This is a genomic window from Mediterraneibacter sp. NSJ-151, assembly GCF_022487435.1.
Lineage (GTDB): Bacteria > Bacillota > Clostridia > Lachnospirales > Lachnospiraceae > Schaedlerella > Schaedlerella hominis.
The window spans coordinates 1-16,307 of record NZ_JAKVPP010000024.1 but is presented as its reverse complement, the minus strand read 5'-3'; the positions used below and the strand labels follow the sequence as shown (position 1 = coordinate 16,307).

18 protein-coding genes and 2 pseudogenes are annotated in these 16,307 nt (G+C 37.8%); 3 read left to right on the top strand and 17 right to left on the bottom strand.

From position 1 onward, the window contains the following. Positions 1-235: 235 nt before the first annotated feature. From LQE94_RS15900 to LQE94_RS15890, 3 genes are all read right to left on the bottom strand, one after another. On the bottom strand, positions 236-775 hold the full coding sequence (locus LQE94_RS15900; RefSeq protein WP_240578177.1) for a DUF1294 domain-containing protein: 540 nt from the start codon (positions 773-775) through the stop codon (positions 236-238). Positions 776-1,021: 246 nt separating this feature from the next. Further along, on the bottom strand, positions 1,022-1,999 hold the full coding sequence (locus LQE94_RS15895; protein WP_240578176.1) for an NAD-dependent protein deacetylase: 978 nt from the start codon (positions 1,997-1,999) through the stop codon (positions 1,022-1,024). 48 nt (positions 2,000-2,047) lie between these two features. After that, complete coding sequence (locus LQE94_RS15890; protein ID WP_240578175.1) at positions 2,048-2,896, bottom strand: NAD-dependent protein deacetylase, SIR2 family; 849 nt, start codon at positions 2,894-2,896, stop codon at positions 2,048-2,050. A 279-nt stretch (positions 2,897-3,175) separates the two neighbouring features. Between LQE94_RS15890 and LQE94_RS15885 the strand changes: the two genes are divergently transcribed. Beyond that, a complete protein-coding gene (locus LQE94_RS15885) occupies positions 3,176-3,613 on the top strand; it encodes an Rrf2 family transcriptional regulator (RefSeq protein WP_118699402.1) in 438 nt (145 codons plus the stop codon). A 331-nt stretch (positions 3,614-3,944) separates the two neighbouring features. Here the strand turns inward: LQE94_RS15885 and LQE94_RS15880 are convergent, their stop codons facing one another. From LQE94_RS15880 to LQE94_RS15850, 7 genes and pseudogenes are all read right to left on the bottom strand, one after another. Further along, positions 3,945-4,853 carry a radical SAM mobile pair protein B gene (locus LQE94_RS15880; RefSeq protein WP_055214576.1) on the bottom strand — a complete coding sequence of 303 codons (909 nt, stop codon included), beginning with the start codon at positions 4,851-4,853 and terminating at the stop codon, positions 3,945-3,947. Further along, a complete protein-coding gene (locus LQE94_RS15875; RefSeq protein ID WP_240578174.1) occupies positions 4,841-5,530 on the bottom strand; it encodes a radical SAM mobile pair protein A in 690 nt (229 codons plus the stop codon). The genes LQE94_RS15880 and LQE94_RS15875 overlap by 13 nt, the downstream gene beginning before the upstream one ends. Further along, a complete protein-coding gene (locus LQE94_RS15870; protein WP_240578173.1) occupies positions 5,527-5,964 on the bottom strand; it encodes a radical SAM mobile pair system MarR family transcriptional regulator in 438 nt (145 codons plus the stop codon). The genes LQE94_RS15875 and LQE94_RS15870 overlap by 4 nt, the downstream gene beginning before the upstream one ends. A 372-nt stretch (positions 5,965-6,336) precedes the next feature. Continuing rightward, positions 6,337-6,585, bottom strand: a pseudogene (locus LQE94_RS15865) (hypothetical protein); the annotation flags it as partial. Between the two features lie 197 nt (positions 6,586-6,782). Beyond that, on the bottom strand, positions 6,783-6,983 hold the full coding sequence (locus LQE94_RS15860) for a DUF6462 family protein (protein WP_240578172.1): 201 nt from the start codon (positions 6,981-6,983) through the stop codon (positions 6,783-6,785). A gap of 284 nt (positions 6,984-7,267) precedes the next feature. Then, complete coding sequence (locus tag LQE94_RS15855) at positions 7,268-8,725, bottom strand: MFS transporter (RefSeq protein ID WP_240578171.1); 1,458 nt, start codon at positions 8,723-8,725, stop codon at positions 7,268-7,270. A gap of 19 nt (positions 8,726-8,744) precedes the next feature. Then, on the bottom strand, positions 8,745-11,162 hold the full coding sequence (locus LQE94_RS15850) for a glycoside hydrolase family 3 C-terminal domain-containing protein (RefSeq protein ID WP_240578170.1): 2,418 nt from the start codon (positions 11,160-11,162) through the stop codon (positions 8,745-8,747). Positions 11,163-11,464: 302 nt separating this feature from the next. On the opposite strand from LQE94_RS15850, the gene LQE94_RS15845 reads away from it, so the two are divergent. After that, positions 11,465-12,223, top strand: a complete 759-nt coding sequence (locus LQE94_RS15845) for a helix-turn-helix domain-containing protein (protein ID WP_240578169.1) — start codon at positions 11,465-11,467, stop codon at positions 12,221-12,223. Between the two features lie 976 nt (positions 12,224-13,199). Here the strand turns inward: LQE94_RS15845 and LQE94_RS16365 are convergent. The 6 genes and pseudogenes from LQE94_RS16365 to LQE94_RS15825 form a co-directional block, all read right to left on the bottom strand. Continuing rightward, complete coding sequence (locus LQE94_RS16365) at positions 13,200-13,661, bottom strand: PDDEXK nuclease domain-containing protein (RefSeq protein ID WP_330638973.1); 462 nt, start codon at positions 13,659-13,661, stop codon at positions 13,200-13,202. A 51-nt stretch (positions 13,662-13,712) separates the two neighbouring features. Beyond that, positions 13,713-13,991: pseudogene (locus tag LQE94_RS16490) on the bottom strand (DUF1016 N-terminal domain-containing protein); the annotation flags it as partial. A gap of 15 nt (positions 13,992-14,006) precedes the next feature. Further along, complete coding sequence (locus tag LQE94_RS16360) at positions 14,007-14,195, bottom strand: hypothetical protein (RefSeq protein WP_330638972.1); 189 nt, start codon at positions 14,193-14,195, stop codon at positions 14,007-14,009. 72 nt (positions 14,196-14,267) lie between these two features. Continuing rightward, positions 14,268-14,504, bottom strand: coding sequence for a hypothetical protein (locus LQE94_RS15835; RefSeq protein WP_240578168.1), 237 nt, complete (start codon positions 14,502-14,504; stop codon positions 14,268-14,270). A 222-nt stretch (positions 14,505-14,726) separates the two neighbouring features. Beyond that, positions 14,727-14,942 (bottom strand): PF20097 family protein, encoded by a 216-nt coding sequence (locus LQE94_RS15830; protein WP_240578167.1) that lies wholly within the window; start codon positions 14,940-14,942, stop codon positions 14,727-14,729. A 16-nt stretch (positions 14,943-14,958) separates the two neighbouring features. Then, the gene (locus tag LQE94_RS15825) at positions 14,959-15,399 is read right to left on the bottom strand and encodes a helix-turn-helix domain-containing protein (protein WP_240578166.1); all 441 of its coding nucleotides are present in this window, start codon (positions 15,397-15,399) and stop codon (positions 14,959-14,961) included. Between the two features lie 172 nt (positions 15,400-15,571). On the opposite strand from LQE94_RS15825, the gene gloA2 reads away from it, so the two are divergent. Beyond that, positions 15,572-15,949, top strand: a complete 378-nt coding sequence (gloA2, locus tag LQE94_RS15820; protein WP_240578165.1) for an SMU1112c/YaeR family gloxylase I-like metalloprotein — start codon at positions 15,572-15,574, stop codon at positions 15,947-15,949. Between the two features lie 45 nt (positions 15,950-15,994). Here the strand turns inward: gloA2 and LQE94_RS16265 are convergent, their stop codons facing one another. Next, positions 15,995-16,117: a hypothetical protein gene (locus LQE94_RS16265; protein WP_276312762.1), complete on the bottom strand. Its 123-nt coding sequence runs from the start codon at positions 16,115-16,117 to the stop codon at positions 15,995-15,997. Positions 16,118-16,307 lie beyond the last annotated feature (190 nt).

Here is a 16,307-nt window from a genome sequence, read left to right as displayed (position 1 = left end):
TTTGTACCCTGTGTACAGGTTTCTTTTGTCTTGCCATAATAAAAGGCCCTCCTATGATTCTATTTTATCATAGAAGAACCTTCTAAATACTATTTTACAGAAAAAGTTTCACACTCTCGGAAAAACTATTTCACGAAAACTCGCTTTTTTTGCGTTTTATTTTATTATTAAAAGAGAGGTAATTCCATTATTTAACAGGAAAACACTTTCATGTACCTTCAGCAAATACGAAATGTTACCATCCTGCATTCATTGCGTAAAAAATCACCACTACTTGCATTACCATTATTAATGGAACACCAACAGTGAAATAATTTTTTCTTGTTTTATGACGAAATAAATACATTGCCAATAAACTGCCAACCGAACCACCAACAAATGCTAAACCTAGTAATGTTACAATTCTAATTCTTGAACGATGCTCGGCTGCATTAACTTTATCCACCGCATAAGCTGCGAAAGCTATAAAATTGATAACTGCTAAGTATATCAGTAATATTTTATATTTTGCAAAAAACTCCCAAAATGCCAGTGTTATGTGATCTGCATGATGTCCTTTTACCATCAATAATATTATAACTTGTATCACAAATACACATGCGATAAACACTCTTGACATCATATTGTCTTTGACAGCTTTACGATCAAATAGCAGTATCGCCAACAATATTCCTGCAGAACCACCAATTAATGAGCAGATAGTTAAAATAGCATCAACTTGTACATTTTCGGTATGCAAATATAAAAATATCCAAAAGCAATTTAACTTCATCATCAGGAACACTGCCATCAAGTGCAACTGTTATCCCACTTGTTTTATTCATATGATATGCTGGAAAATATCCCTCCACACTATAATTTTCGTATAACAAGAAGTCAATTTCTATTCTTCGTCCTTCCACAATTTTCTGATTGGAACAGGCGAAACAGAATTTTTACCCGTGTAGGATTGCCTAAAACTTTAAAAAAGTCTGTCAGACGATTCAATTCCGGTTCACCTGGAATATCAAGAACAAGTATCCTATACAAATGCACTTTCCTCTTTTACTTTCCGCAAATCTTTTAACACTGTTCCTATATCTCCCAAAATAGCAATCCCCTTATCTTCAATGAATTCCGGCAAAAACTGATATTCTGAATTTATGGAGATATAATATGCATCTTTCAAACTGTTTGTCAGTTCCCAAAACGGTTCCTGTATAAACATCGGTGTCATGCGTCCTACTCCAAGTTCTATTAAGAGAATTTTTCTATCTTTGTTCTTTTGAATGTATTTTGAGATTTTCTCATATTCTTCTTCGTATTTTTTCCCTTGCAGAAAATTCCCATATCCTCTTACCCACGGAAACATTTCCGCACCACAATGAGGGCAGCGAGGAATCAGTTCATCCGGCACCATTGTCCCCTCTCCCATAGCCGCAATCATATCTGCCACAGGTTGTACGGCATCCCATGTTTCATCCTGACAACACTGAGAACACTGGAAGAAACGATGATCTCCCTGAATCTCACTGACCTTTTCTTCCGGATAAATCTTTACAAACTGTGTATCCTGATTAGTCGTTAAGATATGAAAATTCTTTCCCTGCAAGATTCTATCCAAATCCAGATATGGTTCTCTGATAGGGGCATTTTGTGTAGTATTTAAAAAGGTTGCCACATATCCCCAGTGTTCATTTCTTGTAGAAAACCGATGCATCATGCCGCTAAAAGCACCTTTGAATCCATACTTATCTGCAAATTTTCCAAAATGCTCACGAAAAGAAGGGGTATCACTATAATAAAAGTCACCACCTCCAGCCGCTGATAAACCGGATGCTCCGCCTACTATGATACACTCTGCCTCCTGCACTCTGCGAACAAATTCCTGAATCTGTTCCTCATAAGGAAGTGGTTTTTGTTTGCTCAACACTACAGCAGTACCACCGGATGCATAGGTACTATAGTGTCTGGAATAGTTCATTTGTGTTTTCATTACCAAATTTTCATAACAGCTCATTTTTTTCATTCTCCTATCTCACAACTGTAATATCTTTAACCGCTTTACTTAGTCTATCCTTCCCTCTCTGATTTCCTTTAACGCTTCCGTAAGATTACCATCCACACCGATGGATTTTTCTTTGATTTCCTCTGGAATGTAAATTTCGCCTTTGTTAAATGTGATATATCTTGCCTGTGGTTCTACTGCTGCAAGCTGCATCAAAGGAGCTTTAATCATCTGATTTCTCCAGCCAATGCCAAATTCCAGAATTACCAGCTTCTTTCCATGTAAATTCTGAATAAATTCTTGATAGCGGGCAGCCTTTTCCTTCCAATTTTTCGTTTCTGTAAATGAGGACATCTCACCCCAATTTACTTCCATATCTCCACCGCATTTTGGACATTTCGGCAGTAACTCTTTGGGTACTCTTCCGTTTACTTCCTCTTCTGTCATGGCGAGAACTGCTTTTTGATTAGGATAGACCTCGTCATGACATCTGTTCTTGCACCGCATCTGGGTTAATTTCCCTTCCATTTCAAAAACACGGTCTGCCTCAAAACCTGCCGGCACAAAATGATCTTCCGCATTGGAAGTTACTACGAAATATTCTTTATCCTTTACTAGTGCATAGATGTTTTTCATAATCTCACTCGGCTCATCCTGCATAGCTTTTGCCTTAACAAGTCTGCTTACAAATGCCCACTTTTCTTCTACCTTCATTGGCACTGAAAATCCGTGTAAAACACAACGCAGTCCGTATTTTTCTCTGAAATCTCCCATATTTTCCTGAAACCATGCGTCATCTGCCAAAATATTATATCCCTCTGCGATAGACAAACCATTACTGGCTCCAATCAAAATACCATCTGCTTCTTTGATGATTTGACTTATCTTTTGATATACATTCATCTTCATCACATTTCCTTTCCCACTATGTTTTCTTTTAAATCCCGCAGGGTTTCTGCCAAATCTCGTATCGCCTTACACCTTCCCTCCAGTCTTTCCCCCTCCAAAAATATATCATCCCTTACCCAGGGAACCTAAAACAAAGACTTCTTTTTTTATATCAAATTCCACACTTTTATTTCGCTTGACTTTTATTTTTTTACTTGTTAAAATTAAATTTACATCAAGCATCAAAATCATATTATCATGTAATTTTAAAAATTGCAAGAAGAAAGTTCGAGGTGACAAATGAAATATTCCACAAAGCTTAGTGACACCATTCATATTCTTATATTTATTGCCCTTGGAGATGACGAACAACTCTCCAGCACAAAAATTGCAGAAAGTATCAAGACAAACCCGGCTTATGTCAGACAGCTTATGGCAACCCTGAAAAATGCAGGCATTGTTGTCAACACACAAGGTCATGCGAATGCCGCTCTTGCAAAATCGGCAGATAAAATCAATATGTATGACATCTACCGAGCCGTAGAGGGCGATAAGCCGCTGCTTCACCTGGACACAGATACCAATCCTGATTGTGGAATCGGTATCAACATTCAATTCGCTATTGGGGACTTCTATCATGAAATTCAAAATATGGTAGATGATAAAATGAAATCCATTACATTGCAGGATATTATTGATCGGTATTATTTTAAAATCAGGGAAGTTAAAAACCTTTAACAAAAGTCAAGACTTTTTAGCATATAAATAGAAAAAGCCCTTTGAGAAAAGGATTTCTCCTCTCTCAAAGGGTAGTTTAACTTTTACGTACGATAATCATTGTTGTCTTTATTCACTGACAGCAATCCTTTTTCTTCATATGTATCGAAATCAACCATTTCTTCAAAAATTGGCTCGATCTTTACATTGGAGAAATCAACCTTTCCAGTAACAAAATGTCAATAGTTTTTTAATCACTTTTTTTCAAAAAGGCAAAAATAGAACGTATAGATTATTCCATACGCTCTATCTCACATTTCATATTAAATTTTTGAATTCTACAAACTTGAAGTTAGCGATTTCTTTTTCCGGTATTCTCTGTTCCACGGATTTCCTCATGATAGAAATAATCTACGATCACCGGATGCCCCTGCGGGACTCTGCCATAAGGCATTTCATTATCCACAAAGGCACAATCATACTTCTTAGCCATTTTCTCAGCTTTTACTTCAAGTGCTTCAAAGTAGCTGCGGTTATGCTTGTTATAGATCTCGTCGTAAAGTGGTACAAGATCAGGATATTTTCCGGCGATATAATCCATAATTGTCTTTTTGAAACCGCCTCGAAGATTGAGATTTTCGAGCCAAAACAGATCGCACTGATCCTTTACCCGCTCAAAGATTGCTTCAAAATCCGTGATACCGGGGAATACCGGGGATACGAAACAGACTGTACGGATACCTGCCTCATATACCTGCTTCATAGCAGCGATACGGTGCTCAATGCTCGAAGCAGAATCCATATCGTTCTTGAAATTTTCATCTAGTGTGTTGATTGACCATGAAACGGTTACACGTCCAAGCTTCTTCAGTAAATCAATATCTCGTACCACAAGATCCGACTTTGTGCAGATCAGAATATCTGCGTCACTGCCGATCAGCTGCTCCAGAAGTTTTCTGGTATTCCCGAATTGCTCCTCCTGTGGATTGTAGCCATCTGTCACAGAACCGATGACCACCCGCTGTCCGGCATATTTCTTCGGATTTTTAATTTCCGGCCAATGCTTCACATCAAGGAAAGTGCCCCATTCCTCCTTGTGCCCGGTAAAGCGCTTCATAAAAGAAGCATAGCAATACTTGCAGGCATGTGTACAGCCCACATAGGGATTGACCGAGTAACCGCCTACCGGCAGACTAGACTTAGTCATGATGTTCTTTGTTTCCACCTCACGAATGAGGATTCCATTTATTACTTCTTCCATGATTTCTGTACCTCTAACACTTTATTAAATTCTTCCGGCATTTCCTGAATCATATTTTCATCCCCTATGATAGGGACAAGGTCTTCCTTCATAAACACCGGAACGCCGAGCTTATGTGCCTGGTCCGTCAGAGACCATGCCCATTCCGGCTCCGTATGAATCTTCCTGCTCTGAGCTCCGGTCATGGTGCCCACAACGATCCAATTGATTCCGGAAAGGTCAACTGTGCCGGGATCGTCGAATAACGGCTCAAAGGTAACATGGTAATGTTTTGCTCTGACGTTTTTCCGAAGGGCGTCGATACGCCACAGTTCTGCGTTCCTCGTCACCGTAACGCCAAACCATGCGTTTTCCAGATCGGTATCAAAATCCAGCAAATCAGGTCGCTTGGTAAGGAACAGGAATTGATGCTGTGGATTTTCACGGATCTTTGCAAATACCTCGTCTCTCCATTCCGGCTCCCATCCGGAGAGATCGCTCATCCCGGTAAGAAGAAAGTTCTGCGGACGTTTCTTTTCCATCATCTTGAGCTTACCCGGAAAGAATTCAGGGTAAGCGAAATCATCAATCATATGCCAGCGTTTCACGTTGTTGCGGGCATAGCAATATGCACACCCCACTGTGCAGCCAATGACGATATTCATGTTCTGAATCTGATCTTTGATGCAAATACTCATGTCTTCTGCCACTCCTCAAGATTCTTTCTGATGCGGTCGAGGCATTCCTCAAACCGGATAATTTCTTCCTCTGAAAAACCTTTGTAGTAAATACTGCCCATCTCATCAGATACAGAATCGTACTCGCCCTTTAAGGCATGTGCTTTCTCAGTCAGAAACAGGAGTGTTTTCCTTTTGTCTGTTTCAGACTGAACACGGCTTATCAGCCCTTGATTTTCCATTCTTTCCAGCATCGTAGTAAGAGATGTTATCGCTAATCCGCATTTAGTCGAGAGTGACCTGATTGAAATACCATCCTTCTGCCACAGCACATAAAGAATACGCCCCTGGGCTCCATTAAACGCATCAATATTCTTTTCACTGAGAATCTTCTCGAAAATCCGGTCTCCAAGCTGTTTTATTTTGGTAACAAGAAATCCTCCATTCATTTCCATACAAAAGCTCCTATATAGTAGTTTATTAAAAACATACTATATAGGAGCTTTATTGTCAACAGTTTATATGTCTTAATAGATAAATTCCATTTTTTTTCAATTCAAGTTTGTATTTCTGTTTGTTTTAAAAATGGGCAACTCCGATTGGAATTGCCCACTCTTTATACTAATTATGCGATTTTTTCTTGCTTGCATCGATTTCTGCATCAATTGATGTAAGTTTGATGTAAATCGCTGTTTTTTTAGTTTTTCATCAAATGAAGTACGTCCCGTCTATTCGGTAAAACGGTACATCTTTACATCACGTCGACTGGCGTCTCCGTGCGTTTTTCGCCTTATGTCGGTGTTCGCAAGCGCACACCGCCGCAAGGCTCAGTTTCTCATCTTAATGAGCTTTGCACCAGCTGGGATTCTGTCATTTACCATCAGAAGGTTCAGTCCTTCGTGACCGTCTTCTTCGTGTACTGCTGAGATCAGCATACCCTCGGAATCGATTCCCATCATCTTTCTCGGTGGCAGGTTCACGATAGCGATTGCTGTCTCTGCAGGAGCAACTGCAGCTGTCTGAGCTACATTATTTGCTTCATTTTTTGCAGAACCTTGTGACTTCATCGTCGGGAATTTTTTTGATTTTTCTTCATTACCCTTCGTGATGCTTCGCTGTGCTATTTCTATTAAATTGTCTTCTCTTCATCACCATTCATGATGAATCATTGTCAAATCATATCTGTTGTTATTCCTCAACATCCATATTATGATTTTCGTATGACAAGAAATCAATCCCTATTTTTCGTCCTTCCACAATTTTCTTCTGTTCCCTACGCAATCCGAAATGTTTCCAGATACTTTTCAAACATCTCACAGTTGACAAGAACAACCTTGTCAATCTTATACGCTGCTTTGGCTTCTTTCGCCAATTCCTGGAATTTCGTCAGTCCAATGCTGTAAAGCTCTGCCCCTTCCTGGTAGCGAACAAATTTCTTTGCTATTTTCTTTACATCTTTACGTGCATATCCCATACACGGCACCTCCTTTTTTTGCACAAAAAAGCAGCTAACCTATTTTTCATAGACTAACTGCTCGTGTTTTTGTTCCATATTCAGTTTTATTCTACAAATCCGACAGTGAAATTCGATCGTATGCGCCATTTTTCTTATCTTCCGGATACAGTTTATGGTGCCTGACACCAATGTATAACTAAGATAAGATACTAAGCATTGCTACTGAAACTAAAGCACTTATTTTGTTTAGAATTTTATTTCTCTTCATATTCGCTCCTTTCTGTTTGCAAGGATATTATTTTTCAATCTCTTCTACATTTTTTATTTGTGCTTTTTATTTCCGCTACCAGTTCTTCATACTTACGTTCGTCAATGATATATTTCCGTTTAATCAATATATAAGCAGCTCCTATAGAAATTACCGGAACAGCTACAATTCCAAGACGCAACATAAATCTTTGTCCGGCATCTGCTGTCTGGATAAATTTATCTGCCTGTACAATTACATTTTCCGAAGTAAGTTCTCCTGTACCAGCTTTTATTTCTAATCCGGATATTTTCTGACTGATTGCATAGATATTGCTTATAATCAGTATTAACGCAACAACCGCCTGATCAACCGCACTGGCCAGCTTTGTTGCAAAAGATCTTACTGCTGAGATAATACTGTCATGTCGTTCATGAAACCGGACTTCATCATACTCTATGGTATTATTTAACATGACAATCATCGTCATATTGAATGCTCCCTGCGAAAAGAAGATTAGAAAACCGATGATATTCAGTAAAACAACACTTTTTGGTAAAATGTAGCCTACACTCATAAAAAGCATATACCCAATGACTGTAATGATGGTAGCTGCAGTTATAATCTGATTTCGTGTGAATTTTGAGGAAAGCCACGCAAAAGATGCCTCTGATATCAGCGTTCCTAATCCATACATAATTGTAAACCAAAATACAAGACTGCCACCTACAGAATATCCAAATTCAAAATAAAAGAAATTCATTCCAATCATAATCAGAAGACCATTTCCGATTTGGAATAATAAACATGCAATTCCAATCACTATCAACTGATCATTTCTCAGGAATATATGAAACATATCTTTTAATGACAGTGTTCTCTTCTTTTCCGGTCGTTTTCTCTCTTTTACTCCAAACACTGTAAGTAGCTGGAAACCAATAAAACAAAAAGCAATCACAATCGCAGCCGTCCGATATGCCATAATCGCATTTCCAGCTACCATATCAGGGAGCAGACCTGCAACAGAAAACTGTCCGATACAGATAAAAATTCCCTGTACGGTTACCAGCCAGTTCCGTTCTCCCGGATCTGATGTAAGACTCGGCAGCATTCCCCAATAGGCAATATCATTCATTGTGTAAGTCATTCCCCATAAAAGATATCCCACTCCAAAAAATGCAACAAATCCCCATCCTTCCGGCCTTACTGTAAACAAGCAGATAATTATCAGGCTGTTTAAAATTACTCCTATAAAAATCCAAGGTTTAAATTTTCCGGATTTCAAATGCGAATTTTCAATAATAATTCCCATCATTGGATCATTAATGGCATCCCACAGCAGACACACTACCATAATTGCTGATATTACTGCATATTGGGCAACTGTCAGCTTCATCGTATATTGAATATATGTAAGAAGAAACATAGAGACGAGTGCATACGCCATATCTCTTCCGGTTGCTCCTATACAATAGCTCCATTTTGTGCGTTTATCCAATTTATTGTTTTCCATATACGACTCCCCCCTCTCTCTATTTCTTCAGCAGTCTTTTAAAAGCCTGCAAATATTTTTTATTTGCATTGTAAACTAACATATCGATTAACTTCGGAGTTGCAATTCCACCACTGGTTGCAATCAGTCCTTCCAGATTTCCTTCTTCGACTCCCATTTTTACCATTTTAAAGGCCGGATCCCGCTCTGATTTTCCCCGAAGCATAATCTTAAGTCCGATATGTACGACTCCACGAACAAATTTTCCAAACATTGAGACATTTACCACATCCTGATAGGAATCGTAAACCGTATACTCTCCACGCTTTTTTTCTTTGTCATGTTTCGGTTCACCGCCTAATAGCTGATAAAATTGTTCTGCACTGATTTCCATTCCATGTGGCTGCTCTCTAAAATAATCCGGAAACAGTTCTCTTTCATTTCTAAAATAACTATTTCCTACTACTTCCATATTCGCCTTTAATTGCAAATCATGTACCGATGCTCCGATACAGATCTGATATTTGCCACTTAACATGGAAAAGGCTTTTTTCTCTACATCATAGACGGAAAAACTTCTTTCATCCAGCTCTAGTATAACTTCTTTTTCTTCTCCCGGATGCAGATATATTTTTTGAAATCCCTTTAGTTCTATATGGCTTCTGATAACATCTGATTCAATCGGGCAGATATATAACTGTGCTATTTCTGCTCCACTCACTTTTCCGATATTTTTAATTTTAAAACGAATTTGTATCTTTCCACCACTATATACTTTCGGTACATTCAATTCCGAATAGGAAAAAGAAGTATAGGAAAGTCCATAACCAAACGGATATTTTACCGGAACATGGAATGTCTCATAGTAACGATAACCTACAAAAATGCTTTCCCTGTATTCTACATCATCATTCGGAGGTGCAAAATATCTCCATGCCGGAGTATCTTTTTCTGAAAGCGGAATTGTCTCTGCCAATTTACCGGATGGATTCACCTCTCCACTGATTAAGTCAGCAACAGATTCCCCTACAGCCTGTCCTCCGAGGTACATGTGAAGAATTGCTCCTACATTCTTTTCAAAACTAAAATCCATAGGCGCACCACCGAAACTAATTGCTGCAATATGATCTTTTCCGACAGTTTCTGCAATTTCAGCCAACAGCTCTTCCTGATTTTGAGGGATTTTAAGATTTTTCCTGTCGTATCCTTCTCCTTCGTAAGATTCTGTAAGACCGATAAAATATAGAATCACACAATCCTTTTTTCTATATTCCTGTTTCAGCTTTTCTATCGTATCCTGTAGTTGCTTTTCTCCTAATTCTTCCTTTTCATTCTGATATCCCTGTATATAAGTTACCTGATATCCTTTTTCACGTATTGCTTCAATCGCATTTGTCATCTTCGTCGGCTGGATATGACTGCTCCCACCTCCCTGAAATCGCATCTGCCTGGCAAGCTCTCCAACAATGATCACCTTCTTCTCTTTTCCAATTGGCAAAACACTATTATTTTTCAAAAGCACTGCACTTTCATTTTCTAGTTTACGTGCCACCTGATTCTGTTCTTCCATATCTACCTCATAATTTTCTTCTATATTTTTATGAAGTGATACAAAATTCTGCAGAACATTCTTAGTCCAGTTATCCAGTTCCTGACCCGTAATCCGGCCATCCTTATACGCTTCTTTTAACACATCTGTGTGGAAGCCTTTCGGATCTGGCATTTCCAGTGTCAGACCATTTTTCATACAGCTTACAATATCATTTGCTGCTCCCCAATCCGACACCACACCACCTTGATATTTCCATTCTTTTCTCAGAACATCTGTCAGTAAGTATTTATTTCTTGCTCCAAATTCGCCATTAATCCTGTTGTATGAAGCCATTACAGAAGTCGGTATTGCTTTTTTCACAACTTCTTCAAAAGCCGACAGATATATTTCCCTAAGAGTTCTTTCATCAATCTGGCTATTGGATGTCATTCGTCTTGTTTCCTGTGAATTAACAGCATAATGCTTTAAGCTCGTACCTATTCCAAGACTCTGTACACCTTCGATATATCCCGTTGCCAGCTTTCCTGTCAAATACGGATCTTCACTGAAATATTCAAAATTTCTTCCGCATAAAGGAGAACGCTTGATATTGATTCCGCAGCCTAGCACAATGGATATCTGCTCTTTTTTTGCTTCTTTCGCAATCGCTTCACCCATCTTTTTAACAATAGCAGGATTCCAACTGCAGGCTATTGCACTTGCAGTTGGAAAACAGGTTGCTGGCTTACTGGTTTCAATATCCCCAACCTTTTCCTGCTCCAGTTTTCGAATCCCATGTGGTCCGTCTGTCATCATAATAGAGGGGATTTTTCCATTACAGTCATAAGTATGCCAGTCACCAACACCGCCTAAAAGCCGGATTTTTTCATCTATTGTTAACTGTTCACATATTTTATCAATGTTCATGGCTTATCCCCTCTTTCAAAGTCCATATCTAATACCAATATTCTGTCGAAGTTGTTATCCATTGTGATTCATCTCTGCTTGGATATGTATCTGAGTATTTCTCTGCACGTTCTATCATTCTGATATACGCTTCAGCCGAATTAAATGTTGCATTAATATCTACAATATCACTATTCGTTTCATAGCATCTATCTCCTCTCTTTTAATCTCTTAATTGCATTTTATCTATTTCCGGCATATAATTATATTGATTTATCGTGTTTTATGTCAATTTATCGTGTTTTTGACAGGAGGAATTACCTATGTATAAAATGAAGTCAGACATCAATTTTTCACTCACACATGAAATGTTGGAAAATGCAGAAAATGAACGGATACATACATCTTATGCACAGGAAAAGGCAATTCTCGAATGTGTTTCAAACGGAGATATTCATGCATTGGAGAATACCTATTATTCACTCCCAACAACTGTTTACGGAAAGATGACCTCTTCCAATTCCAAATTAAAATTACTTTTTTATGCAAGTATTGCTAATACAACTTTAGTTACCAGATATGCTATCGAAGGAGGACTTAATGAGGAAACTGCTTTTTCCTTAAGTGATGTATATATACGAAAAATGGAACAATGTACCGATGTTGATGCTTTAATAAAATTAAATGAACAGATGGCTATTGAATTTACGCTTCGTGTTGCTGAGGCAAAAAAGACGCCAAAAAACTACTATTCACCAGCTATTTCTCGCGTCATTGATTATATCTATCATGGAAAAAATAAAACTTTAACCTTAAATCAACTGGCATCTTTAGTTAATTTAACACCTAAATATCTGTCTGCCCTGTTCCATAAAGAAACCGGACAGACGCTTACTGTTTTTATCCATAACGTTCTTATCGAAAAGGCAAAGAATTTGCTGGCACATTCTGACTACAGTCTGGGCGAAATCAGTACTTACTTGAATTTTTCATCTCAAAGTTATTTTATTTCTATTTTTAAGCGATACACTGGTATAACCCCCGGACAATATCGTAAACTGCACCGCCAGATTAGTTGGTAAAGTAAAGAATAAAATAAGAATATCGATGATTAAACGTTACTATCGCCAGAATTTTTCTCATCTTGGAGATAAAAGAAAGCTATCAGTTTTTCCTCTGATAGCTTTCCATTCATTCTTCTAACATAATTATTCATCCTAGTATAATAACGATGTAGTCAATCAAGACTACTTGGTTAATAAGTTTCTATAAATCAGATAACAAAAGAAAGGATTCTTTCTTCATCAGATGTTATCCGTAATAATAATCATGTCTGACGGTTCCTGATAGACACCAGATAAAACATAAGGTATCATCTCTTAGGATAGGACAAAGAATGTATGCATCCTTGGGACACTGATTATCAGTGGATACCTGTAATTGAGTCAATTAGTACATTCGACAGGGTTTTATGTTTTAGCTGGTTGGAAGCCGGAAGGCCATACCCGAATAACGCGCTAGGTTGTGTACCTGCCAGATTGGAAATGGATTCCTATCAGAAAGGAGCTATTGCTCATGTCAAACAAAGTTTTCTTTAATCCCGATGATTTATTCAGCTCTGTGCTGCATTCATCTGATCACCTCTCGAATATCCACCTTTTCTGTTGATATTGTCAGTATAGCAAAATAATTTTTTTCAATACACATCCATAGTAAAGAATTAAATCTTTATAATTCCCATTTTTTGAGGAATAGCACAAAATAAGGCCATAAAAGAAAAGAGGTGTCGCAATTTGCTAACACCTCAGTATCTTTTAACTCAAAAACTTTCGTTTTAACTTAGCTAATGTTAAAAGCAAAGTTTTTCGTTTTCATTGAAAACTACAGCCCATAAAGGCTTTTTTATTCAACGAACTTTAATTTTGCAATTTGTGCAGACCGTCTGCACAAATTCTATTCTATTTCTTTGTCTTCACTATCCTGCTGCTGAAGATAAAACATTGCCTTTTGAGTTTCAATCTCCGCTTTCAATTCTTCTTTTGTCGGCAAGTATAATTTTTACTTGGAAGCAAATAATTGTTCATTACCGTGCATAACAGAATAGCGGGCAATATCATCGTCTGTATCGGAACAAAGAACAATACCGATTGTCGGGTTATCGCCCTCGCTGCGTTTCAGTTCATCATACATACGAATATACATATCCATCTGTCCTACATCTTGATGTGTAATCTTTTCTGTTTTCAGGTCGATAAGGACAAAGCATTTCAGTATGTAATTGTAAAACACAAGGTCGATATAATAGTCCTGCTTCTCCGTATGAATGTGCTGTTGTCTTGCCACAAAAGCATATCCCTTCCCAAGCTCCATCAAGAATTTCTGCAAATTGGAAAGAATACTTTTCTCAAGGTCACTCTCTGTAAAATCTGTATTCTGAGAAAAGCCTAAAAACTCCGCAACTACCGGATTTTTGATAAACTCCAACTTATCATTTTGATACGATGCAGTCAGTTCCTTCATTTCACTTTCTACAAGCTCTTTTTTCTGAGTCCCCAGCATACGGTAATAATACTGATAAGAAATATTCCTCTGTAAAGTACGGACACTCCAAGTTTGTTCTGCGGCTTCTTTCTCATACCAGTCACGAGCTGCTTTATCTTTAACCTGTAATAATGCTGCGTAATGCGACCAAGACAGTAGCCCAACAGATTTTCCAGACGGTGTCTGGAAAATTTCAGGATAGGTCTTATAGAAAGAATAAAAGCTATATAGATTCGACTTTGTATAACCTTTTTCATATTCAGACGATAATTCTTTTGCTAACTTTTTTATAATTTCAGCTCCATATTTTGCCCTATCCTCGCCCTACAATTCTTCACTTGCAATTCTATAACCAAGAAGCCAATTTCTCTGTATAAGCGTTGTATTGACTGCTCGATATGCAGCTTTTTGTGAGGACTCAATAATCCCACACATATCATTTAAGATGTCATCGGTTTTAACAAAATTATCCATAAAACTATTTTGACCGGATTTTTCTAATTTATTCTCCATAGCCATCACTCCTTGGAATTTTCTAACTACTTCTTGAATTTATATTTCCCTTTTCCATGACCGGATACTGGCTCAATAATATCTGCCTGCACTAAATTGAAAAGAAGTTTTTGAAGCCCCTGAACCTTTCAGCCCAAGAAGTTCCATAACTGCACTTCTTCCAAACACCTCATCAAAGCCAAACTTTTCAAAAAGTCTATGGATATGAATCGTCGTTTTTACCGAGAAATCACTACCTTTTTCGGAAAGTACACTTTCAATATCCACTTTTCTGTTTCGAATGTCCACTTTTCCACTCTCAATATCCACTTTTGCATCCCCCAATGTCCACTTTTTCTTCGTTCAAAAGTCCACTTATATGAAGATTTCGATTATGAAGCTCATTTTTCTCGTTCAAAAGTAGATTTCTGAGAAACGCTTCCAGATACTCTGTTGTTTCGTGAATCGGTTTCCTCCTTTCTCGAAAAAATAACAGCCTTACGTTTGATTTCGTAAGACTGTCTCATAATTTCTTTATTGAATTGTAACTGCTTAATACTTAAATATAACTGTTTTGCACTCTTCACAAATTGAAGCAGCTACCCTTGTTCTATGACTTGGTTTAAGCTCTGTGATTTTCACAAAGCCCTCTGCATTTTTCGCATTTTCAAATACTCCCGGTACTTTATTTGCAAAGCTAAAAGCACCATCTTTACTGCAAAACAAGTATCCGTCACGCATCTCTTTACCACATTCAGGGCATTTCATTGTATGCACCTCCATTTCATTCATTTGTCATTTGCCTACTTAATTTTAATGCTTCTTGCACTCGCTGTTCAAAGACATCTGCCTTGACAAGAGCAATGCCTTCTGCATCATCTCCGAGAACAACTAATCTGTCGCCTTCATTTAGTTCAAATGTTTCTCTTGCCGCTTTCGGTATTACAATCTGACCTTTGCTGCCGATAGTGACTGTCCCCCATAAATGCTTACCTATCGGGGCAGGAGCAATCTTTACATCATCGACTTTATTGTCCTGATGAACAAGTGAGTCTATCGTAACACCATAGTATTTTGCCAGCTTGTCACATTTATCAATATCAGGATAAGTTTCTCCCTGTTCCCATTTAGAATAGGACTGTCTGGAAATTCCTATCACTTCTGCGACCTGTTCTTGCGTCAGTCCTTTGATATTACGAAGAAATATCAGGTTATCTGCCAACACTTACTTCACCCCCTCGTCTACTAATATTATATGTCCGAGAAAGTACACTTTCCACCATGCAAACTTGTCAGAAAAGTATTTTTAATGTTAATTTTACCTGCATTACTCAGATATCTGTGATAAAATGTGAGAAAAATATATATCAACATATAAAAAACGGAGGAAGAGAGTTATGTTCGATACCATTCATCATATTGCAATCATTGGAAGCGATTATGAACAATCAAAACATTTTTATGTGGATCTGCTTGGATTTAAAGTAATTAGAGAGAATTATCGAAAAGAACGTGATGATTACAAGATTGATATGGCATGTGGGCTGCAGGAAATAGAACTTTTTATCATAAAAAATGCTCCAGCTCGTGTAAATTATCCAGAAGCATTGGGATTACGCCATCTGGCATTTAAAGTGGAGAGTGTAGATGATACAGTAAAAAAATTGAATGGGAAAGGAATTGAAACTGAGCCGGTCCGTCTGGATGATTATACCGGAAAGAAAATGACATTTTTCCATGATCCGGATGGACTTCCACTGGAAATTCATGAGTAGAAAATAGTTCTTTGGGCAACCTTACTATATAGGTGCCCAGTCCTTTCATTGTTTCAGATAGCACCGGTAACTATCCAGGACAGAATCTGTCACGCCGCTTTTGTAAATCTTACAAATATCTACATTATCTTGTAGTTTGCGAATATCCGTATAAATAGAAAAAGCCATTTGAGAAAAGGATTTCTCCTCTCTCAAAGGGCAAGTTGGCAAACAGGAAGTTGTATCATCACTTATCTTTAGAGACTATGAAGAAAAGTCTGTAAATTAGATTCTTCTATGATAATGATGGGCGAAAGGCTTGAAAAATCAGCTTTTCGCCCTTTGTTTATATATAACAGTTACTAAAACGCATGTCAAG